The following is a 20,685-nucleotide window of genomic DNA, read 5'->3' as shown; positions in this document are numbered from 1 at the left end:
GATCGCGGCGGCGCCGGTGTGCATCCCGGCATACGATGGAGGGCTATGTCCTCCCCTGTGATCTCCTATCCCCCGGAGCTGCCCGTCAGCGCCGCCAGGGACGAGATCGCCGATGCCATCCGGGACCACCAGGTCGTCATCGTCGCCGGCGCGACCGGATCGGGGAAGACCACGCAGCTGCCGAAGATCGCGCTGGAACTGGGCCGCGAGCGCATCGCCCACACCCAGCCCCGGCGGCTGGCCGCCCGCACGATCGCGGAGCGCGTGGCCGAGGAGCTGCGGGTCGAGCTCGGCACGCTCGTCGGCTACAAGGTGCGCTTCACCGACAAGGTCTCCGACGAGACGCGCATCGCCCTGATGACCGACGGGATCCTCCTCAACGAGATCCACCGAGACCGCCTGCTGACGCGCTACGACACGATCATCATCGACGAGGCGCACGAGCGGTCCCTCAACGTCGACTTCCTGCTCGGCTACCTCGCCCGCATCCTCCCGGAGCGCCCGGACCTGAAGGTGATCATCACCTCCGCCACGATCGACCCGGCGAGCTTCGCGCGGCACTTCGCCGCGGCCGACGGCACCCCCGCTCCGGTCATCGAGGTGTCGGGGCGCACCTATCCCGTCGAGATCCGCTATCGCCCGCTCGTCGACGAGGACGCGGAGCAGGACGCCGCCGGCGAGCCGGAGGACGAGGTGAGCGCGATCGTCACGGCGCTCCGCGAGCTCGACCGGGATGCCCCGGGCGACGTGCTCGTGTTCCTGCCGGGCGAAGCGGAGATCCGGGACGCGGCTGACGCGGTGCGCGCCGCCTACGCCAAGGACCGTTCTCCCACCGAGGTCCTCCCCCTGTTCGGCCGGCTCTCCGCCGCGGAGCAGCACCGGGTGTTCGAGCGCAGCACCGTGGCCGGCGTCCGTCGCCGCGTGGTGCTCGCGACGAACGTGGCCGAGACGAGCCTCACGGTGCCCGGCATCAAGTACGTCATCGACACCGGCACGGCCCGCATCTCCCGGTACAGCAACCGCTCGAAGGTGCAGCGGCTCCCCATCGAGGCCATCTCGCAGGCCTCGGCGAACCAGCGCTCCGGTCGCGCCGGCCGCACGAGCGACGGCATCGCCATCCGCCTGTACTCCGAGGAGGACTACGCGCGGCGTCCCGAATTCACCGAACCCGAGATCCTGCGCACCTCGCTCGCGTCCGTCATCCTGCAGATGCTCGCGCTCGGCTTCGGCGACATCACCGCGTTCCCCTTCCTCACCCCGCCCGACTCCCGGGGCGTGAAGGCGGCGTTCGACCTGCTCACCGAGCTCGGCGCCCTTCGACAGGCTCAGGGACCGGACGACGGTCCCCGGCTCACCCGCATCGGGCGGGACATCGCCCGGATGCCGATGGACCCCCGGTTCGCGCGGATGCTCATCGAGGCCGGCCCTTCGACGGGCTCAGGGACCCAGCGGGGGTCAGGCCCTTCGACAAGCTCAGGGACCCAGCGGGGGTCAGGCCCTTCGACAAGCTCAGGGACCCAGCGGGGGTCAGGCCCTTCGACAGGCTCAGGGACCCAGGGGGCGGTGCTGCGGGACGTGCTCGCGATCGTCGCGGGGCTGTCCATCCAGGACGTGCGGGAGCGACCGGAGGAGCGGCGCGAGGAGGCCGACCGGCTGCACGCGCGCTTCGTGGACCCGACGAGCGACTTCCTCACCCTCCTGAACCTCTGGAACCACCTGCGCGAACAGCAGCGGGAGCTCGGCTCCAGCGCGTTCCGGCGCCTGTGCCGCAGCGAGCACCTCAACTACGTGCGGGTCCGCGAGTGGTTCGACGTGCATCGGCAGCTCCGGACGCTCGTCAAGAGCCCCGATCGCGGGGCGGAGCCGAGTGGCGCGGCCGATCCGGATGCCATCCACCGCGCGCTGCTGTCCGGCCTGCTGTCGCAGATCGGCGTCCTCGACGAGCGCACCGCCCCCGCGGGGAAGGCCCACTCTCCCGCGAAGGACGCCCGCCGCCGGATCACGGAGTACCGAGGCGCGCGGGGTATCCGGTTCTCGATCTTCCCGGGCTCGGGGCTGCGCAAGAAGAGCCCCCGGGCGGTCATGGCGGCCGAGATCGTGGAGACCTCCCGCACCTTCGCCCGCACCGTCGCCGCCATCGACCCCGCCTGGGCCGAGCCCCTCGCCGGCGACCTCGCGAAGCGTCAGGTCACCGAGCCGCACTGGTCCAAGGACGCCGGAGCCGCGGTGGCGTTCGAGAAGGTCACGCTGTTCGGGGTCGAGATCATCCCGCGCCGGCGCGTGCAGTTCGCCCGCATCGACCGGGCCGCCTCGCGCGAGCTCTTCGTCCGTCATGCGCTCGTCGAGGGCGAGTGGGACCCGTCCCGGATCGACAAACGGGTCAGCGCGTTCTGGCGCAGCAACGCCGAGCTCCGCCGCCGCCTGGAGAAGCTCGAGGAGCGTGAGCGGCGCCGCGACATCCTGGCCGGCGACGAGGCCGTCTTCCGGTTCTACGACGAGCGCATCCCCGCCGAGGTGTTCGACGTGCGGTCGTTCGAGAGGTGGTGGCGCGAGGCGCTGACGACGACGCCGAAGCTGCTCGTGATGCGCGAGAGCGACCTCATCGACGACGAGGACCGCGCCGACCAGCGCGAGTTCCCGACCCGGTGGACGCAGGGCGACCAGGTGCTCGGCCTCGCGTACCGGTTCGAGCCGGGTGCCCCCGATGACGGCGTGAGCGTCGTGCTGCCGCTACCGCTGCTCGCCCAGATCGAGGATCGCGGCTTCGACTGGCAGGTGCCGGGGCTCCGCGCCGAGCTCGTCACCGGACTCCTGCGCGCGCTGCCCAAGGCCATCCGCCGCCACGTCGTCCCCGCCGCCGACTGGGCGGAGAAGTTCGGGGCGGCGCTGGCCGACGAGGGTCCGGAGGTGCACGGCGGCCTCCCCCCGCGCACCCTCAAGGAAGCGCTCGCGCGGCTCGTGCAGCCGCTCGCGAACCAGGTGGTGACGGCCGCGGACTTCGATGACGAGCGGGTGCCGGCGCACCTGCGCATGAACTTCCGCGCCGTGGACGAGCGGGGACGGGTGGTCGGGTCAGGGCGTGATCTCCGGGCGCTGCAGGCCGAGCTCTCCGACCGCGCGCGCAGCAGCGTCGCCCGCTCCATCGCCCGCCCCGGGCGTGCGGAGGCACCGGGGCCGCGCGGGGCGGAGCGCGTGGCCGCGGCTCCGGTCGAGCAGACCGGGCTGACGGCGTGGACGTTCGGCGACCTCCCGGCGGTCATCGACACCAAGGTCGCGGGCGGCGTCGTCCGCGGGTATCCGGCGATCGTCGATGCCGGCAAGAGCGTGTCGGTGCGGGTCGAGGCGACTCCGGACGCCGCGGCCGCCGCCACGCGCGACGGCGTGCTCCGTCTCGTCCTGCTCGCGGTGCCCTCGCCGTCCTCGTACGTGCAGCAGCACCTCACCAGCCAGGAGAAGCTCGCCCTCGCCGCCTCGCCCTATCCGTCGGCGGCCGCGCTCATCGAGGACTGCCGAGCCGCCGTCGCCCGTCGCGTGATCGACGCGTCGACCGGCGCCGACGGCCAGGACCGTGGCGTCGTGCGCACCGAGGCCGAGTTCGCCCGGGTCCGCGACGCCGTGTCCGCCGTGCTCGTCGACGAGCTCTTCGCCTGCGTCTCCCTCGTCGCCCGCATCCTCACGAAGGCGCGGGAGGTGGAGCGCGGCATCAAGTCCCAGAACTCGCTGGCGCTGCTCGGCCCGCTGAACGACATCCGCACCCAGCTCTCCGGACTGCTGCACCCCGGCTTCGTCGCGGCCGCGGGTGTCGACCGGCTCGCCCACTTCCCCCGGTACCTCGACGGCATGATCGACCGGTTGAAGACCTTGGCGAACGAGCCGGGCAAGGACCGCGCACGGATGACGGAGTTCGAGCGGATGGCGGTGCTGTTCGCGGACGCCGGCGGCACGATCCCCCTCGCGCCCGACGCTCCCCCCGCGATCGTCGAGGTGCGCTGGCTGCTGGAGGAGTACCGGGTCAGCGTCTTCGCTCAGCGTCTCGGCACCGCGCAGCCGGTGTCGCCGCAGCGGATCACCAAGGCGCTCGCGGGGAAGTGACCCCCGCCGGGTAGCCTGAGGGCATGGCCCGCGCGATCGTCTACACCGAGTTCGGATCCCCCGCTGTCCTCCACCTGATGGAGGTGCCTGACCCCGTGCCCGTCCGCGGCGAGGCGCTGGTGCGCATCGAGGCGGCCGGTGCCAACCCCATCGACGCGAAGCTCCGTGGCGGCAAGCGCCCGTCTGCGCCGATCACCGAACCGCGTCCGGTCGGATTCGACGGTGCCGGGGTGATCGAGGTGCTGGGCGAGGGCGTCGACGGGTTCGAGGTCGGCGACCGCGTCGCGATCCGCGACACGCTCGGGACCTACGCCTCCGCCATCGCGGTCGAGGTCGACAAGCTCGTGAAGCTCCCGGACGCCGTCACCGCGGCCGAGGGTGCGGCGATCGGCATCCCGGCCGGCACCGCCTACCAGTCCCTCCGCTCGCTCGCCGTGACGGCCGACGACGTGCTCCTCGTGCACGCAGGATCCGGCTCGGTCGGCCAGGCCGCCGTGCAGTTCGCGGTCGCCTGGGGCGCGACGGTGATCGCCACCGCGAGCCCCGCCCGGCACGACCAGCTCCGCGAGCTCGGCGCGATCCCCGTGGCCTACGGCGACGGCCTGCTCGACCGCGTCCGCGCGGCGGCCCCCTCCCCCTTGACCGTCGTCCTGGACTGTGCGGGCACCGACGAGGCCATCGAGACCTCCCTCGCCCTGGTCGCGGACCGCGACCGCATCGCGACCATCGTCCGCGGTCCCGACGCCGCCGACTTCGGCATCCGGGCGTTCTCCGGCGGGTCCCCCGAGCCGCTCACGCCGCAGGAGCTGGAGTGGCGCGCCGAGGCGCTGCAGAAGACCGTGGACCTCCTGGCCGCGGGCGACTTCACCATCGAGCTCGGCCCGGAGCTGCCCCTCGCCGAGGCGGCACGGGCCCATGAACTCATGGAGACCGGCGCCGCCTCGGGGAAGATCATCCTCGTCCCCTGACCCCAACCCTGACAGCGTCGGGCGTCACCCCGCACGCGGCGTTCGGCGGGTTCTGCCGCGGCCAGGAGACACTGATCGGTCAGGCGGCTTTCGGCTTCCGGCGCGGTGGGAGGCGAAGATGCATGGTCGCGAACGCCAGCACAGCAAGGGATGGCGCGAAGAGTCGCGCGTCCGGTGCATAGCCGTCACTCACAGGCCATCCACTCTGGGCATAGCGAACCGGTCCTGCATCGCCGACGACGTAGGACAGAAGCATGCCGCCCGCAGCGATTCCGAACAAGGCGAAGAACCACCCCGCGTATCGAACCCACCACCGACGTGCCCTCGGCACGATACGCAGAGGCAGCCCGATCAGGAACGCCAGGATCGTAAGCGGAGTGGAGAGGACCGCGAATCCGACGATCTGCAAGCCCTCTGTGTACCCGGCCGCGGTGGTCGACCAGATCGCTATCGCGACATACGTGGTCAAGCCGGTGAGGAAGACTTGCGCCGCCAACAGGAGCCAATGCCGTTCGGTCTCGGCCGCGGCCACCTGGCGTGGTGAACCAGGCACCCCGGCGTCGAGCTGGTTCTGAGACGTCACATTCGGATCGTAGTGCTTCTGCTCGGAGCACCGGAGCTGCCCCTCGCCGAGGCGGCGCGGGCCCATGAGCTCATGGAGACCGGCGCCGCCTCGGGGAAGATCATCCTCGTTCCCTGAGGGATCAGGGTGGCACCGGAGCGGGGTTGCGGCCACGACGGGCTCCGACCCGATCGCCTAGCCTCCGGGGCAGTCGCACTCACTGCCGCTGTAGCACTGGCACACCGAGTCAGGGTAGTCGGCCTTGGTGGCGGTGATTCTGACATCGAGTTCTTCGAGCGGGACGACGTCCTCGATGCCGTCCAGTTCCGGGATGTCCGGGCAGTCCGCGGGGCCTGTCTCCACGATCTCTTCGCCTCGCGGAAAGGTCAGGGTGAAGCACACCGCCCCCTGGCGCTGCTCGTACCACCAGCCACCGCCCGTTTGCGCGTCACCGAGTGCGAGGAGTGTCAGGGTGGTGCTGTCGTCCCTCTTGTCGAGGTCGAGGAGCTTGAGCGGGTTGCCGTCGAGCTCGTCGGTTCCGTCTCGGAGGTCGGAGGCGAGGGAGAGTTCGGCGATGGTCACTTCCGGGTCCGTGACGATCTTGCCGCGGTGCTCCCACATGCTGTCCTGCGCGTCTTCGATGGAATCCGCGAGGCTCACCCGCACGAGGTTCTCGATGCTCGGCGCGCACCCGACGAACATGGCGGCCGCAGCGACGAAGCCAACGACAGGGAGGCTTCGGCGCCGCAGACGGCTTGTCATGATGCGACGGTAGCGCATCCGGCGACGACCTCCCTGTCGGTCAGGCGGGCGCGACGGGGCGGCCGAGCGAGAGCATCAGCCGGTTCGCCCAATTGAAGAAGGCCGCGCCGTGCACGACGTCCGCGATCTCCAGGTCGTCCAGTCCGGCCGCACGGAGGCGCGCGATGTGCGCGGGACCGAACGCGCGAGGCGTGTCGGTCAGCGCGACCGCTGCCGCGACGATCGCGTTCCAGCGCTCCCCGAGATCCGCGTCCACGCCCTCGGCGAGCAGCGCGTCGACGTCCTCCGGCCGCTTGCTGTGGTGCGCCGCGAACCGGGAGTGCACGGAGGCGCAGAACACGCAGCCGTTGCGGCGCGAGGCGGCGGTGGCCGCCAGCTCCCGTTCCGCCCGTGGGAGGCCCTCCGCGGCGTTGTAGAAGATGTCCTTGTCGACGAGGGTGCGCGCGCGCAGCACCTCGGGGTCGCGGGCGAGCAGCCGGAAGTACTCGTTCTTCGCCCGGGCGGCGTCGACGAGGCCGTCGAGGTGCCGCGGGGTCAGATCCTCCTCCGCCAGGGGCGCGAGGTGGGGTGTCCAGCCGACCTCGGCGCGCGTGAAGGCGTGCGGATAGGGGGCGGCGTCGTGGCGGAGCACGGTGTCGGCGGCGGTCATGCGGCCTCCTCCTCGGTGTCGGTGTCGGTGGCGGTCGCGGTCGCTGTGTCGGCGGCGGTGAGTCCGGCCTCCTGAAGCACGCGGAGGCCGGTGACGACCCACTGCTGGAAGGCGAGGAAGGACACGAGCTGCGACAGCGTCACGATGCCGTCCGTCGACCAGCCGGCGTCGTGCAGGCGGCCGAGGTCGGCACCGGATGCCTCGCGGGGACGGAACACCAGCAGGTGCGTGTGCGCGAGAGCGGTCGCGAGACGCTCCCCCACGGCAGCCGATGCCGCTTCATCCGGGAGGTAGCGAGTGCCGTCGGTACTCTCGGCCTCCAGCCCGCGCTCGGTGTAGGCGCCGAATGGTCCCGTGGTCGCGGCGGCTCCGGCCTCCCGGGCGACGATCGCGGCGCGCTCCGGGTCGATCTCGCGGGCCCTCCGGGCGTAGAACGCCGCCGTGGGGTCGTCGGCACCGGCGAGCGCGGTCGCGAACGCCGCGATGAGCGCGCGCTCTGCGAGAGACACATGCTCCGCGGATACCGGGTGGAAGAGCGCGTCGAAGCTCGCCTGGAGCTGCTCCCTGGTCACGGGACGGCGACGACGCAGCGCATCCAGCTCCCGCGTCACCCCCGTCAGCTGGTCGACGATGTCGGCGGTCATGCGTTCTCCTTCACGGTGGGGGTGTTCTCGGGCGTGTGGGTGGTCTCGGGATCCGGCGGCGTGAGCGCGTAGCCGAGGGCCGGGGCGACCTCCGTCGCGAACAGCTCGATCGAGCGCAGAACGTGGGCGTGCGGCGCGTCGACCGAGTGCACCTGGAACGCCACCTCGGTCGCGCGGTGCAGCGTGGTGTCGGCGGCGAGCGAGGCGGCGACCTCCTCCGGGGTGCCGAGGTGCGTGTCGAGAGCGGCGATGAGGTCGTCGATGCCGTCGCCGGGGATCGTCTGGCCCTGCCGCCGGAAGCCCTCGGCCGCCCGCCGTAGACCGACCTCGGCGAACCGGAGCGCCTCGGCGCGGTCGTCCGCCACGAACACGGTGCGGGAGGCGGTGATCCGCGGCGTCGCGCCGGCGGGGAGCGCGTCGAGGTAGGCGTCGATGATCGGGTCCTGCAGGGCGGACAGCGGGGCGTGCAGACGTTCGCCGGGGCGGGGCTGCGTGCGGGACAGCAGCAGTCCATGACCGTGGACGCCTGCTCGATGACCGCCGGGTGCCGAGAACGTCGCCTGCCAGATCCGCGCGGCCAGCGACCCCGCGTCCGGATACAGCGTGTTCCCCGCACCGACGTCGCGGCCCTGGAGAGCGTCGAGCAGCACGCCCAGCTTGCGGTCGTAGGTGGGCCCCTTGTCGCGCACGTCCTCCCCGAAGGGCGTGAAGGACGACGGGGTGCCGCCGCTGCCGAGCCCGAGGTCGATCCGCCCGTCCGCGAGCAGGTCGGCCACCACGGCGTCCTCGGCCACCCGGACCGGGTCTTCGAGGGGAAGGGTGATGATCCCGGTGCCGAGCCGGATCCCCGAGGTGCGTGCCGCCGCGTGCGCGAGGAAGACGAGCGGCGAGGGCAGCCCGCCTTCCGCCGCCCGGAAATGATGCTGTGCCACCCAGGCCCTCCCCACGCCGTGCCGTTCGGCGTGCTGGATCTGCGCCAGGGCGAGGCGGTAGCGGTCGTTCGGAGACGCATCGTCCAGGAGCCGGGTGAAGAATGCGACGGTGGGGCGAGGGGTGGGGGCGCTCATGCGAGGATCTCCGTTCGGCCGGGGACCGCGGCCAGCAGCTCCCGGGTGTTCTCGTGCTGCGGGTCGTGGAACAGCTCCTCGGTCGGCCCCTCCTCCACGACGCGCCCGCGGTGCATCACGGAGACGGTGTGGCTGATGCGGCGCACCACCGCGAGGTCGTGCGAGATGAAGAGGTAGGTGAGTCCGAGCTCGGCCTGGAGCGCGGAGAGCAGTTCGAGGATGCGCGCCTGCACCGTCACGTCGAGCGCCGACACCGCCTCGTCGAGCACGAGGATCTCGGGGTCGACGGCGAGCGCCCGAGCGATCGCGACCCGCTGCCGCTGCCCGCCGGAGAGCTCGCTCGGCGTGCGACGGGCCGCATCCGCCGGCAGCGCCACGCGCTCGAGCAGGGCGACCGCACGATCCCGACGCTCCGACCGGCCGCCGATGCGGAAGTTGTGCAGCGGCTCGGCCACGATGTCGGCGATCTGCTGCCGTGGATCCAGGGAGGCGAAGGGGTTCTGGTACACGAGCTGGATCCGTCGGCGCAGCGCACGCAGTCGCGCCCCCTCGACGGCCGTCGCGTCCTCCCCCGCGAGCTCCACGGTCCCGGCGTCCGGACGGAGGAAGCGCGTGACCAGGCGCGCTGTCGTGGACTTGCCCGATCCGGACTCGCCGACCAGCGCATGGGTCGTCCCGCGCCGCACCCGGAAGGAGACGTCGTCGACCGCCCGGAAGCGCTCACGACCCGCGACCCGGAACTCCTTGACGAGGCCAGCAGCCACGATCTCGTAGGGCTTCTCGGCGGCCACTGCCGCGGCGTCCCGGAGGAACGGCGGCGCGTCCGGACGCCGGAAGCCGGTCGTGAAGGCGGGCGCGTCGGCGAGCAGCTGCCTCGTGTACGGGTCTTCCGGCTCCGCGAGCACCTGCGCACTCGGCCCCTGCTCCACGATCCGGCCGTCCTTCAGCACCGCGATCCGCGCCGCCCGGTCCGCGGCGACGCCGACGTCGTGCGTCACGAGGAGGATGCTCGTGCCGTCCTCGCGCTGCAGCTCGTCCAGCAGATCCAGCACCCGGCGCTGCACCGTGGCGTCGAGGGCGCTGGTGGGCTCGTCCGCGATGAGCAGCCGAGGGCGGAGGGCGATCGCGGCCGCGATGAGCACCCGCTGCCGCATCCCGCCGGAGAGCTCGTGCGGATACTGTCGCGCGCGCAGATCGGGGTCGTCCAGCCCGACGCGGTCGAGCAGCTCGAGCACGCGGGCGTTCCGGGAACGACGGTCGCGATGCCCGTGCAGACGCAGCACCTCGGCGACCTGCACGCCGACGGGGCGCACCGGGTCGAGCGAGGTCGTCGGATCCTGCGGGACCAGCCCGATCTCCGAGCCGCGGATGCCGCGGAACGCCCGATCCGACCATCCGGAGATGTCGAGGTCCCCGAGCCGGACGCGCCCGCCCTCGACCCGTCCGCCCTCCGGCAGCAGGCCGAGGAGGGCGTGCGCCGTGGTGGATTTGCCGGAGCCCGACTCGCCGACGAGGGCGAGGGTCTCCCCCTCCGCGATGGCGAAGGAGAGGCCGTGCACGACCTCGCGGGCGGCGTACGAGACCCGCAGGTCCGTCGCGGTGAGGACGGGGGTGGGCGCGGTCATCGGGCGCTCCTTCCGAGCCGGTGGCTGATGCGATTGGCGCTGAGCACGACGGCGACCACCACGAGGCCGGGGAGCGCCGTGAGCCACCAGGCGGTCGCGATGTAGTTGCGCCCCTCGGCGATCAGCAGGCCCCACTCGGGGGTGGGCGGCGGCGCGCCGTAGCCGAGGAAGCCGAGGGTGGAGATGGCGAGGATGGCCGTGCCGAACTGCAGCGCGGCGAGCGCGATGATCGGGGTGAGGGCGTTCGGGAGCACATGCCGGCGCAGCACGGCGACGAAGGTGCCGCCGCTGCCGTACGCCGCCTCGACGTACTCGGTGCGGCGCACCCGCGCCACCTCGGCGCGCATGAGCCGGGCGAAGGCGGCGACGCTGCCGAGTCCCACGGCGATCGCCGCGTTCACCGTTCCGAAGCCGAGCAGGATGATGACGGAGAGCGACAGCAGCAGCCCGGGGATGGCCAGGAGCACGTCGACGATCCGCATCAGCACGTCGTCCACGACACCGCCGGTCGCGCCGGCGACGGCTCCGAGGAGCGTGCCGAGCGCGAGGCCTACCGTCACGGCGATGAGCGCACCCGACAGGGAGTGCACCGCGCCATGCACGACCCGGCCGAAGAGGTCGCGGCCGAGGGCGTCGGTCCCGAACCAGTGCGCGGCGCTCGGCGGCAGGAGCTTGTCGGCGGGCACGCCGGTCAGCGGATCGCCCGGCGCGAAGACCCCCGGGATCACCGCCCACAGCACCGCCACGGCGACGACCGCGAACGCGAGGTACAGCCCCCAGGCGCGCGAACGCCGTCGCGGACGGGATGCGGAGACGGGCGCCGGGGCGGACGGCGCGGGCGGGGCACCCGACGTCTCGACCGACGTCTCCGCGATCATGGGAGCGGTCATACGGGCACCTTCTGGGCAGTGGGACGGACGGGGCGCGACCGGGCGGCGCGGGCCGCCCGCCGCTGCCGCGGGTCGATCAGGGGCGTGGCGAGGTCGACGGCGAAGCTGATCACCACGAACCCCAGGGCCGACAGGAGCACCACTCCCTGCAGCACCGGGATGTCCTGGTTCGCGACGGCCTGCTCCGTGAGGCGTCCGATGCCGGTGCGGCCGAAGACGGTCTCGGTGACCACCGCTCCTCCGACGAGCTCTCCGAACAGCACCCCCGCGATGGTGAGGGTCGGGACGGCGGCGTTGCGCGCGACCGACCGCGCGAGCACCCACGCCGGCGGCGCGCCCTTCGCCCGCACCACGGTCACGAACGGCTGCGCCTGCACGCGGTCGATGGATCGGACCAGGACCTGGGCGAGGGGCGCCGAGATCGGCACGGCGAGCGTGAGGACGGGGAGGATCAGGCCGCTGATCGGATCGGCCCCCACGATCGGCACCCATCCGAGCCCGAACGAGAACACCTGGATGAGCAGGATCCCGAGCCAGAACACAGGGACCGCCACGAACAGTCCCGGCACCTGCCGCAGACCGTCCCGCAGCCAGGCGAAGGGCGCGAGCGAGGAGAGCACCGCGATCAGCACCGCGAGCAGGACGGCGACCAGGAGCCCGAGCGCCGCGAGCAGCAGCGTGGCGGGCAGTGCTTCAGCGAGCATCGTCCGGACCGGGGTGCCGTACTGGGTCGAGTAGCCGAAGTCGCCGGCGAGGAAGCCGAGCCCCGCGTGCAGATACTGCTCCCCCCACGGCACGTCGGCGCCGTAGGTCGCGCGGATGTCGTCGAGCTGCTCCGGCGAGAGCCCCAGGCTCGGGTCGGAGAACTTGATGAGGATGGCGTCTCCCGGCAGCAGCTGCAGCAGGAAGAACGTGGCCGTGAAGGCCGCGATCAGCACGATCGCGGCCTGCCCGGCCCGTCGGAGGACGAAGGTCATGGGGTCACCGTGGTCCTCAGTGCTCCGCGAGCCACACGCCGGAGAACGTGGGGCGGCCAACCGACTCGAACGCGACGCCGTGCACGTACGTCGCCGCGCCGTAGACCTGCGGCTCCTCGAAGAGCGGGATCACGTACGCCTGCTCCGCGATGTAGTCCTGCACGGCCTGGGAGGCGGCCACCCGCTTCTCGGCATCCGGCTCGGAGGCGACGGCGAGGAGCAGCTCGTCGAGCGTCGCATCCTGCGAGATCAGCACGTCGCGGTTCTTCGTGAAGTACTGGCTCTTGATCACGTCGAGATCCGCACGGCCGACCATCGAGTGGTAGAACCCCGTCTTCAGGGGATCACGCGTGTCCTCCGCGTAGCTGCCCGCGTCGCCGGGCTTGACGGTGAGCTCGACGCCGACCGCCGCGAGTTGCTGCGCCACGAGCTCCAGGGTCTGCTTCGACAGCGGCTGCGGCTTGGCCTCGTAGACCGTGATGGACAACCGCTCGCCGTCCTTCTCGCGAATGCCGTCGGCGCCGGGCTTCCAGCCCGCCTCGTCGAGCAGCGCCTCCGCCTTCTCCGGGTCGTGGGCGTAGTGCGCGGACTCGTCCTTGTATCCCGCTGCCTGGGAGGACAGCACCGACGTGGCCACCGGGTAGTTCTCGGTGAACAGGGTGTCGACGACCTCCTGCGCGTCGACCGCGGCGATGATCGCCTGACGCACGCGGATGTCGGACAGCAGCGGGTTCTCCGGGCGGAGGGCGATCGAGTTGTTCACGCCGCGGGTCTGCGGCGCGTACAGCGTGAAGCCGGCCCCCTCCACGCGGTCCTCGTCGAACGCCTGGACGTAGCGGACGTAGTCGGCTTGGCCCGCGAGCAGCGACCCGATGCGGACGGAGTCCTCGGGGGTCACCAGCACGTGCACGGCGTCGAGGTAGGGACGACCGTCGTTCTCGGCGCTGCCCGGGCCCCAGGCGTAGTCGTCGCGGGCGGTGAGGGTGTACTCGGTGCCGAGCTTCTCGTCGGTGACGGTGAAGGGACCGGAGCCGATGATCTCCTCCGCGTTGCCGGCGCCGAAATCCTCGATCGTGCCGTCCAGCGTCTCCGGGGACAGCAGCCCCGAGTTGATGGTCGACGTCGCCTGCAGGAAGCCGGGCGACGGCGCGCTGAAGCGGAACGTCACGGTGTCCTCGTCCACCACCTCGCTGCCGGCGTAGTTGTTGATGGCCTCGGAGACGGTGAGCCCGCGTTCGGCGTCGCCCAGCCCGTAGGTGTCGAAGTTCTTCGCGACGGCGGCGGCGTCCACGGGCGTGCCGTCCGAGAACGTCACGTCCGGGTTGAGATCGAAGGTGTACTCCGTGGCGTCGTCGTTCACAGTCCACTCCGCGGCGATCCACGGCTCGATCTCGAGCGTCTCCGGATTCTGCCAGGTGAGCCGGGCGGCGATGTTGTTGACGATGCCGCCGTTCGGGTAGAAGCCGGCCTGCGGCGGGTACAGGTTCGTGTAGGCCTGGTGCTCGAGGTAGGTCAGGGTGCCGCCGGAGAGCGGGTCCCCCGCGTCGGCCGGAGTGTTCCCCGGGGCGGGCGAGGTGGCGCAGGCGGCGAGGCTGCCGGCCAGGACGAGCGGGACCGCGACGGCGGCGGTGCGGATGAGGCGGCGGTTCATGCGGGGGACTCCTCGGATTCGGAAGACGGGGTCTCGGGTGCGGAGGGGGTGCAGGTGGTGTTCACGGTAGGAAGCGGCAGGGCACGGGGGCGAGGCGGCGGACTCCGGGTGTCGCGAGACGACACCCGTGGTCACGCGCCGACACGCGACGTCACACGGAGGCGGTCGCGCAGCGTCTCACGCCGGTCGTCCTGGCCGGCCTCCTCCGCCGCGCGGAGCAGGCCACGGCGGCGGAGCTCGGGGGCCGCGAGGCGGGTGAAGGCCTCGAACTGCGCGGGTTGGAATGCCGAGAGGACGTTGAAGCCGTCGGCGGCGCCCACGTCGCGCCAGCTCTCGAAGTGGTCGGCGATCGTGCCGGCATCGCCGACCACGAAGGCCGCGGGGACGGCGTGCGCGGCGACGAGATGCCGCCAGGTCACTGCCGCCTCCGCCCCGACCGCGAGCCGGGCGATCCGCGCGAGTCGCTCGACGAGCGCGGCACCCCGCTCCCCCAGCCGGAGCGCCTCGGCGGCCGTCACCGGGGCGTCGAAGGCGGCGGCACGCAGCGGGTCGTCGGCGGCCACCTCCAGTGCGTCGGCGAGGGAATCCACCGTGCGGTTCGGCGGGAACGCGACGCGATCGGGCTGCACCCCCTCAGCGAGCGGCACGAGCTCCAGCAGCCGCCGGACGATCCGGTGCGCCCCGGCGTCCGAGTCCGCGACGACGGGCAGCACCGGGGCGATGACCTTCAGCTCCTCCGCCGGGCGCCCCGCGTCCGCGGCGATGTCCTTCAGCAGCCGCCGCGTGGTCACGGCATCGGCGAGTGTGGGCGCGGCGATGAGCGCGAGATCGGCGGCGGTCGCGGCGAGCGCCCGCGACCGCGGCAAGGTCCCCGCGTGCACGATCGGGATGCGCCCCTGCGGCGGACGCGCGACGTTGAGCGGACCGGCGACCCGCACATGTGCGCCCGTGACCTCGGCCGCGCGCAGCCCCTCGGGGTCGATGAGCACGCCGCGCTCGGCGTCCGCGATCCAGGCGTCCTCGTCCCACGAGTCCCAGAGCCGGCGCAGAGCGACGACGAACTCCTCGGCCCGGTCGTAGCGGGTCTCGGTGTCGGCGTGGGCGTCACGGCCGTGGTTGCCCGCGGCACGCGGCTCGGCGCCGGTGACGAGGTTGATCCCGGCCCGGCCGTGGGTGAGGACGTCGAGGGAGGCCAGCGCCCGCGCCGTGGCGTACGGATCGGCATAGGTGGTGTTGACCGTCGCGATGAGACCGATCCGCGAGGTCACCCCGGCGAGGAACAGCACCGCGCTCAGCGGGTCGATGCGGGCGAGCAGGTAGGGGTCGCGGAACTCCAGGTCGGGTCCGGTCGCCAGCCAGTCGCCGAAGAAGAGGTAGTCCAGACCTGCGTCCTCCCCCTCCCGCGCGATGCGGCGCAGGATGTCCGCGTCCTCCGCGGGGTCGCGGTGGGCTCCGGGATACCGCCAGCCGGAGGGGTAGGCGCCGAGGGTGCGCACCATGGCGCCGATCACGAGGGGTTCCGTCATGCCGACACGGTAGGACCGCCGCCTCCACCCCGGCCACCGGGAGGAAGCCGGAGGTCACCGGATGTCACAGACGGTCACACGCGCCACCCTCTACGCTGAGAGGATGACTGGACTTCGTTGGGGAATCCTCGCGACCGGCGGCATCGCCGGCGCCTTCGCATCCGATCTGCGCACGGCCGGCCTCGACCTCGTCGCCGTGGGCTCACGCTCGCAGGAGTCGGCCGATGCCTTCGCCGCGCGCTTCGACATCGCGCACGCGCATCCGTCATACGAGGCGCTGGTCTCCGATCCCGACGTCGACATCATCTACGTCTCCACCCCGCACCCGATGCACCACGAGAACGCCCGGCTCGCCCTGGAGCACGGGAAGCACGTCCTCGTCGAGAAGGCGTTCACGCTCGAGCACGCCCAGGCCGCGGACCTCCAGCGGCTCGCCGCCGAGCGCGGGCTGCTCGTCATGGAGGCGATGTGGACCCGGTACCTGCCGCACATGGTCCGCATCCGCGAGCTCCTCGCCGACGGCGCCCTGGGTGAGATCCGCACCGTGAGCGCCGACCACACGCAGCAGCTGCCCACCGACCCCGCCCACCGCCTCAACGCCCTCGAACTGGGCGGCGGGGCGCTGCTCGACCTGGGGATCTACCCGATCTCCTTCGTCTGGGATGTCCTCGGCGCACCGACCACCGTCCGCGCGGTGGGGCGTCTGGTCGAGACCGGAGCCGATTCCGAGGTCGCCACCGTCATGGTCCACGAGAGCGGGGCGATCTCCACGACGCTCTCCTCCTCGCGCGGCGCCGGCCCCAACGCCGCGAGCATCGTCGGCACCGAGGCCCGCATCGACATCGACCGGGTCTGGTACGCCCCCACCTCGTTCCGTCTCGTGCTGCCGGACGGGACGGTGCAGGAGGAGTACGTCTCGTCCGTCGAGGGTCGCGGCATGCAGTACCAGGCGTTCGCGGCCGAGCGCCTCGTCCGCGACGGTCTCCTCGAGGGCGACGTCCTCCCCATCGCGGAGAGCGTCGCCATCATGGGCGCCCTGGACGAGATCCGCGCGCAGATCGGCGTGCGCTACCCCGGCGAGGAGGACGACCGTGGCTGAGACGACCGACGCCCGCGTGGCGGTGTACCTGGACTTCGACAACATCGTCATCTCCTGGTACGACCGGGTCCACGGCCGGAACTCCTACGGCAAGGACCGCCAGCGCATCACGGAGCACCCGAACGACCCCGAGGTCGCCGAGCGGCTGAGCCGGGCGATGATCGAGGTCGGCGCCATCATCGACTACGCGGCGTCCTTCGGCACCCTCGTGCTGACCAGGGCGTACGCGGACTGGTCGTCGCCGGTCAACGCCGAGTACCGGTCGCAGCTCGTGGCCCGCGCGGTGGATCTCGTCCAGCTCTTCCCCGCCGCGGCGTACGCCAAGAACGGCGCGGACATCCGGTTGGCGGTCGATGCGGTCGAGGACATGTTCCGTCTTCCGGACCTGACCCATGTGGTCATCGTGGCCGGCGACAGCGACTACGTGCCGCTCGCCCAGCGCTGCAAGCGCCTCGGCCGGTACGTGATCGGGGTGGGCGTGGCCGGGTCGACGGCGAAGTCGCTCGCCGCGGCCTGCGACGAGTTCGAGTCGTACGACTCGCTTCCGGGCGTGGCGCGTCCGGCGAAGGCAGCACAGCCCGCGGTCGCTCCGGTGGTCGAGGCCCCGGCGGAGCCGTCCGCCCCGGCCGCCGCGGACGCGGGTACCCCGAAGCCCAAGACCGCGTCGAAGTCCCGCACGAAGGCCAAGGCCAAGGCCGCTGCCGAGGAGCCCAAGGTCGAGGAGAAGATCGACGACCAGGGCGAGGCCACGCGGCTCCTGGAGCGCGCCCTGCGCCTCGGCCACGACAAGGCGGATGCCGACGAGTGGTTGCACAGTTCCGCGGTCAAGACGCACATGCGCCGCATGGACCCGTCGTTCAGCGAGAAGGCCCTCGGCTACCGGTCCTTCTCCGACTTCCTCAAGTCGCGCGACGACATCGCCGAGCTCGAGGAGACCGGGCACGAGCGCCTGGTCCGCCTGCGGGAGCCCTGAGCACGGCCGGTCGCCTGCCGTCCCGTCACTGGTGGCGGAACGCGGCGTCGAAGGCGGCCGCGGGCTGCGGCCACAGCAGGGAGCGCACGAAACCGAGCGCCTCGGGGGCGCCGTGCAGGCGGTCCATGCCGGCGTCCTCCCACTCGATCGAGATCGGGCCGTCGTACCCGATCGCATCGAGCGCGCGGAACGCGTCCTCCCAGGGCACGTCGCCGTGGCCGGTGGAGACGAAGTCCCAGCCGCGCCGAGGGTCGCCCCACGGCAGATGCGAGCCGAGCACCCCGGCACGGCCGTTCCTCGGTCGCAGGCGGGTGTCCTTGCAGTCGACATGGTAGATCCGGTCGGCGAAGTCGACGATGAAGCCGACGGGATCGATGTTCTGCCACATCATGTGCGAGGGGTCCCAGTTGAAGCCGAACGCGTCGCGGTGGTCGATCGCGTCGAGGGCGCGGACGCTCGACCAGTAGTCGTACGCGATCTCCCCGGGATGCACCTCGTGGGCGAAGCGCACGCCCTCGCCGTCGAACACGTCGAGGATCGGATTCCATCGCTCGGCGAAGTCCTGGAACCCCTGGGCGATCACCGTCTCCGGCACCGGCGGGAACATCGCGACATAAGGCCAGATCGACGACCCGGTGAAGCCGACGACGGTGTCGACGCCGAGCTTCCTGGCCACCCTGGCCGCACGCGTCATGTCCTCCGCCGCCCGCTGCCGCACACCCTCGGCCGCGCCGTCGCCCCAGACGTACGGGCGCAGGATGCCCTGGTGCCGGAAGTCGATCGGGTCGTCGCACACCGCCTGCCCGGCGAGGTGGTTGGAGATCGCGAACACCCGCAGTCCGTGCCGGTCGAGGATCTCGCGGCGGGAGGCGACGTAGGCATCGTCCTCATCGGCCCGGCGGAGGTCGAGGTGGTCGCCGGACGCGGCGATCTCCAGCCCGTCGTAGCCCCACTGCGCGGCGAGGCGGGCCACCTCCTCGAACGGCAGGTCGGCCCACTGGCCGGTGAACAGGGTGACCGGGTGACTGCTCATGGATACTCCTTCGTATCGCGGGTGCTCGTATCGCGGGGGTTCAGGCGCCGAGGGCGCGCAGGTGGGCGATGCTGCGGGCGGCGAGATCGTCCTGGCTGGCCGCGAGCGGTCGCCACACCGAGGCCGCGACCGCGATCGTCGCGTTCTCGCCCGTGAAGCTCTCCAGCCCCAGCACGCCGCGGTAGCCGGCGTCGTCGAGCGCGCGGAGCATCTCCGGCCAGTCGGTGTGGTCGTCGCCCACGGCACCGCGGTCGCTGCCGCACACCTGCACGTGCGCGATGGCGGCGCCCGCCGCCCGGACCGCGTCGGCGGGACGCTTCTCCTCGATGTTGAGGTGGTAGGTGTCGAGGGCCAGCCCCACCCCGGCACCGAGCAGCGGCGCCAGCGCATCAAGGCTCTGCGCCACGGTGTTCAGCACGCTGGTCTCGTAGCGGTTGAGCGGCTCGACGGCCAGCGTCACGCCGATCGCGGCGGCCTCGCGAGCGAGGGGGGCGAGGTTGTCCCGGAGCTCGCCGACGACCTCCGCCCGCTCCGTCTCGTCCATGCGCCAGGTGACGCCGGTCGGGGCGTAGAACGGCCCGGCGACGACCGCGGCCCCGAGGACGGCCGCGGCGTCCAGGCAGGCGCGGAGGTAGTCCTGCGTGGCGGCGACGTCTCCGGCGCGCGCGAGCAGCGAGCGCCCGGGTCCCATCGCCCCGACCACGACCGCGCCCATGCCGAGGCCGTCCAGCACGGCCCGGGCCCGGAGCGGGTCCCAGTCACCGAAGCTCTCCAGCGGCAGCTCCAGGGCGTCGTAGCCCATCCGGGCGGCCGTGCGGGCGAGCGGCTCCAGGGTGTCGTCCGTCAGCGGAGACGTCCAGACCCAGGTGTTGACGGCGATCGTGCGGGGCATCGTTGTCCTTCTGATCGTGCGGGTGCTCCCACCCTCCCACTCGCCTCAGGCGGAGCGGAAGGGCGGGAGCACACGGGGTCACGGGATCTGGCGCTCCTGCCAGACCGTCGGGTAGCCGGGAAGGTCCTCTCCGCCGAACTTGGCGTAGTGGCCGTCGGGCATGCCGTCGTTCGCCGTGAGGTAGTCGTCCAGCTCGGCCTCGGTGATCGGCTTCTGCGGGAGCACCCACTCCTTCGGCACCTCTTCGCCCGCGAAGATCATCTGCGCCGCGAGCAGAGGGGTGCGCCACTGGAAGTTCGAGTACACCGGGGCGAGGCCGGTGAGGCCCGTGTCCTTCCACTTGCGCAGGAAGCTCATCTCGTCCTCGCCGGTCATCACCGGGTAGTCGGCCCCGGCATCCTCGAAGGCCTCGATGGCGGCGACGGCGCCGTCACCGGCGTCCATCCAGATGCCCTGCACGTCGCCCTTGGCGAGCTCGTCGCTGATGATGCTCTTGATCTCGGCGGGGTCCGCTCCGGTGAAGTGGTCCACGGCCTCGATCCCGGCCTCCTCGAACAGCTTCTCGGCTCCGGCCCAGCGGTGCTCCAGCACGTCGACACCGGGGAGGATCCGGAGAGCCACGACCTTGTCGCCCTCCTCGAGGTTGTCGATGAGGAACTCCGCGGTGTCGATGCCCCAGGCGAATCCGCCGATCGGGTGGATGAACGTGACAGGGCAGTCGGTGTTCACGCCGCGGTCGAACACGACCACCGGCTTGCCCGTCTCGCACGCCCGCTCGACCGCGGGGGTCATCGCCGCCGTGCTGTTCGGGGAGATGAGGAAGACGTCGCACTCGCCTTCGGAGATGAAGTAGTCGATGTCGGCGATCTGGGTGTCGTCGGAGTCCTGCGCGTCGCGGGTCTCCATCTCGCTGATCGCGCCCGACTCCTGCAGCACCTTTAGCTGCTCGTTCATCGTGATCCAGCCCGTCTGCCGCCACGGGTTCGAGATCGAGGCGTTCGCGAAGCAGGCCTTCTTGGCGCCGGTGCTGGCGAACTCCGACGTGTCGACCATCTCGGCGTTGATGTGCTGCAGGTAGGGCTGGTCGGCGGGGCCCTGGGGGTCGACGCCGCGCTCCTCGTCCTGCTTGTCGAAGAGCTCCTGGTCGAACCACTCGGTGGTCTCGGCCGACTCCTCGGGGTTCTCCGACTCCGCCGGCGCCACGGACGGGTCGGTCGTGCACCCGGCGAGCGCGATGAGGCCGAAGAGGGCCACCCCTGCGGTGGCGATCTTCAT

General features: G+C 72.0%; 18 protein-coding genes. 5 read left to right on the top strand and 13 right to left on the bottom strand.

Annotated elements, in window-relative coordinates; all coding sequences use genetic code 11:
* The first annotated feature begins 45 nt into the window (after positions 1–45).
* Together hrpA and AB1285_RS03695 are read left to right on the top strand one after the other, a co-directional pair.
* A complete protein-coding gene (gene hrpA / locus AB1285_RS03700) occupies positions 46–4,092 on the top strand; it encodes an ATP-dependent RNA helicase HrpA (RefSeq protein ID WP_370428439.1) in 4,047 nt (1,348 codons plus the stop codon).
* 23 nt (positions 4,093–4,115) lie between these two features.
* The gene (locus AB1285_RS03695) at positions 4,116–5,060 is read left to right on the top strand and encodes a quinone oxidoreductase family protein (RefSeq protein WP_370428438.1); all 945 of its coding nucleotides are present in this window, start codon (positions 4,116–4,118) and stop codon (positions 5,058–5,060) included.
* 79 nt (positions 5,061–5,139) lie between these two features.
* On the opposite strand, the gene AB1285_RS03690 is transcribed toward AB1285_RS03695, so the two are convergent.
* Positions 5,140–5,643 carry a hypothetical protein gene (locus AB1285_RS03690; RefSeq protein WP_363447090.1) on the bottom strand — a complete coding sequence of 168 codons (504 nt, stop codon included), beginning with the start codon at positions 5,641–5,643 and terminating at the stop codon, positions 5,140–5,142.
* Between the two features lie 12 nt (positions 5,644–5,655).
* Between AB1285_RS03690 and AB1285_RS03685 the strand changes: the two genes are divergently transcribed.
* Positions 5,656–5,760: a zinc-binding dehydrogenase gene (locus tag AB1285_RS03685; RefSeq protein ID WP_280565730.1), complete on the top strand. Its 105-nt coding sequence runs from the start codon at positions 5,656–5,658 to the stop codon at positions 5,758–5,760.
* Between the two features lie 57 nt (positions 5,761–5,817).
* On the opposite strand, the gene AB1285_RS03680 is transcribed toward AB1285_RS03685, so the two are convergent.
* The 9 genes from AB1285_RS03680 to AB1285_RS03640 all read right to left on the bottom strand — a co-directional run bounded on the left by AB1285_RS03680 (position 5,818) and on the right by AB1285_RS03640 (position 15,413).
* On the bottom strand, positions 5,818–6,384 hold the full coding sequence (locus AB1285_RS03680) for a hypothetical protein (protein ID WP_370428437.1): 567 nt from the start codon (positions 6,382–6,384) through the stop codon (positions 5,818–5,820).
* A 40-nt stretch (positions 6,385–6,424) separates the two neighbouring features.
* Positions 6,425–7,033, bottom strand: a complete 609-nt coding sequence (locus AB1285_RS03675) for an alkylhydroperoxidase domain protein (protein ID WP_370428436.1) — start codon at positions 7,031–7,033, stop codon at positions 6,425–6,427.
* Positions 7,030–7,677: a CMD domain protein gene (locus tag AB1285_RS03670; RefSeq protein WP_370428435.1), complete on the bottom strand. Its 648-nt coding sequence runs from the start codon at positions 7,675–7,677 to the stop codon at positions 7,030–7,032. The genes AB1285_RS03675 and AB1285_RS03670 overlap by 4 nt, the downstream gene beginning before the upstream one ends.
* Positions 7,674–8,744 (bottom strand): putative FMN-dependent luciferase-like monooxygenase, encoded by a 1,071-nt coding sequence (locus AB1285_RS03665; RefSeq protein WP_370428434.1) that lies wholly within the window; start codon positions 8,742–8,744, stop codon positions 7,674–7,676. Before AB1285_RS03665 ends, AB1285_RS03670 begins: the two co-directional genes overlap by 4 nt.
* A complete protein-coding gene (locus AB1285_RS03660) occupies positions 8,741–10,369 on the bottom strand; it encodes a dipeptide ABC transporter ATP-binding protein (protein ID WP_370428433.1) in 1,629 nt (542 codons plus the stop codon). Before AB1285_RS03660 ends, AB1285_RS03665 begins: the two co-directional genes overlap by 4 nt.
* On the bottom strand, positions 10,366–11,259 hold the full coding sequence (locus AB1285_RS03655; RefSeq protein ID WP_370428432.1) for an ABC transporter permease: 894 nt from the start codon (positions 11,257–11,259) through the stop codon (positions 10,366–10,368). The genes AB1285_RS03660 and AB1285_RS03655 overlap by 4 nt, the downstream gene beginning before the upstream one ends.
* On the bottom strand, positions 11,256–12,236 hold the full coding sequence (locus AB1285_RS03650; protein WP_370428431.1) for an ABC transporter permease: 981 nt from the start codon (positions 12,234–12,236) through the stop codon (positions 11,256–11,258). Before AB1285_RS03650 ends, AB1285_RS03655 begins: the two co-directional genes overlap by 4 nt.
* A gap of 16 nt (positions 12,237–12,252) precedes the next feature.
* Positions 12,253–13,887, bottom strand: coding sequence for a TIGR04028 family ABC transporter substrate-binding protein (locus tag AB1285_RS03645; RefSeq protein WP_370428430.1), 1,635 nt, complete (start codon positions 13,885–13,887; stop codon positions 12,253–12,255).
* Positions 13,888–14,018: 131 nt separating this feature from the next.
* Entirely contained in the window at positions 14,019–15,413 is a 1,395-nt protein-coding gene (locus tag AB1285_RS03640; RefSeq protein ID WP_370428429.1) for an NtaA/DmoA family FMN-dependent monooxygenase, read from the bottom strand.
* A gap of 103 nt (positions 15,414–15,516) precedes the next feature.
* Here AB1285_RS03640 and AB1285_RS03635 point away from each other — a divergent pair, with 103 nt between their 5' ends.
* Together AB1285_RS03635 and AB1285_RS03630 are read left to right on the top strand one after the other, a co-directional pair.
* Positions 15,517–16,512, top strand: coding sequence for a Gfo/Idh/MocA family protein (locus AB1285_RS03635; protein WP_370428428.1), 996 nt, complete (start codon positions 15,517–15,519; stop codon positions 16,510–16,512).
* Positions 16,505–17,485, top strand: coding sequence for an NYN domain-containing protein (locus AB1285_RS03630; protein ID WP_292793529.1), 981 nt, complete (start codon positions 16,505–16,507; stop codon positions 17,483–17,485). Before AB1285_RS03635 ends, AB1285_RS03630 begins: the two co-directional genes overlap by 8 nt.
* 25 nt (positions 17,486–17,510) lie before the next feature.
* On the opposite strand, the gene AB1285_RS03625 is transcribed toward AB1285_RS03630, so the two are convergent.
* The 3 genes from AB1285_RS03625 to AB1285_RS03615 form a co-directional block, all read right to left on the bottom strand.
* Complete coding sequence (locus AB1285_RS03625; RefSeq protein WP_370428427.1) at positions 17,511–18,518, bottom strand: sugar phosphate isomerase/epimerase family protein; 1,008 nt, start codon at positions 18,516–18,518, stop codon at positions 17,511–17,513.
* Positions 18,519–18,558: 40 nt separating this feature from the next.
* Positions 18,559–19,410: a sugar phosphate isomerase/epimerase family protein gene (locus AB1285_RS03620; RefSeq protein ID WP_259951467.1), complete on the bottom strand. Its 852-nt coding sequence runs from the start codon at positions 19,408–19,410 to the stop codon at positions 18,559–18,561.
* A gap of 78 nt (positions 19,411–19,488) precedes the next feature.
* Positions 19,489–20,685, bottom strand: a complete 1,197-nt coding sequence (locus AB1285_RS03615) for a substrate-binding domain-containing protein (protein WP_370428426.1) — start codon at positions 20,683–20,685, stop codon at positions 19,489–19,491.

It is taken from the genome of Microbacterium sp. NRRL B-14842, assembly GCF_050470785.1.
This window is presented reverse-complemented; position numbering and strand designations above follow the sequence as displayed.

Excerpts from the sequence above, each read along its gene's own strand:
- AB1285_RS03670 (WP_370428435.1), bottom strand. The coding sequence starts at position 7,677 with ATGACCGCCGACATCGTCGACCAGCTGACGGGGGTGACGCGGGAGCTG.
- AB1285_RS03635 (WP_370428428.1), top strand. The coding sequence starts at position 15,517 with ATGACTGGACTTCGTTGGGGAATCCTCGCGACCGGCGGCATCGCCGGC.
- AB1285_RS03650 (WP_370428431.1), bottom strand. The coding sequence starts at position 12,236 with ATGACCTTCGTCCTCCGACGGGCCGGGCAGGCCGCGATCGTGCTGATC.
- AB1285_RS03645 (WP_370428430.1), bottom strand. The coding sequence starts at position 13,887 with ATGAACCGCCGCCTCATCCGCACCGCCGCCGTCGCGGTCCCGCTCGTC.
- AB1285_RS03655 (WP_370428432.1), bottom strand. The coding sequence starts at position 11,259 with ATGACCGCTCCCATGATCGCGGAGACGTCGGTCGAGACGTCGGGTGCC.
- AB1285_RS03640 (WP_370428429.1), bottom strand. The coding sequence starts at position 15,413 with ATGACGGAACCCCTCGTGATCGGCGCCATGGTGCGCACCCTCGGCGCC.
- AB1285_RS03695 (WP_370428438.1), top strand. The coding sequence starts at position 4,116 with ATGGCCCGCGCGATCGTCTACACCGAGTTCGGATCCCCCGCTGTCCTC.
- AB1285_RS03680 (WP_370428437.1), bottom strand. The coding sequence starts at position 6,384 with ATGACAAGCCGTCTGCGGCGCCGAAGCCTCCCTGTCGTTGGCTTCGTC.
- hrpA (WP_370428439.1), top strand. The coding sequence starts at position 46 with ATGTCCTCCCCTGTGATCTCCTATCCCCCGGAGCTGCCCGTCAGCGCC.
- AB1285_RS03675 (WP_370428436.1), bottom strand. The coding sequence starts at position 7,033 with ATGACCGCCGCCGACACCGTGCTCCGCCACGACGCCGCCCCCTATCCG.
- AB1285_RS03615 (WP_370428426.1), bottom strand. The coding sequence starts at position 20,685 with ATGAAGATCGCCACCGCAGGGGTGGCCCTCTTCGGCCTCATCGCGCTC.
- AB1285_RS03665 (WP_370428434.1), bottom strand. The coding sequence starts at position 8,744 with ATGAGCGCCCCCACCCCTCGCCCCACCGTCGCATTCTTCACCCGGCTC.
- AB1285_RS03620 (WP_259951467.1), bottom strand. The coding sequence starts at position 19,410 with ATGCCCCGCACGATCGCCGTCAACACCTGGGTCTGGACGTCTCCGCTG.
- AB1285_RS03625 (WP_370428427.1), bottom strand. The coding sequence starts at position 18,518 with ATGAGCAGTCACCCGGTCACCCTGTTCACCGGCCAGTGGGCCGACCTG.
- AB1285_RS03660 (WP_370428433.1), bottom strand. The coding sequence starts at position 10,369 with ATGACCGCGCCCACCCCCGTCCTCACCGCGACGGACCTGCGGGTCTCG.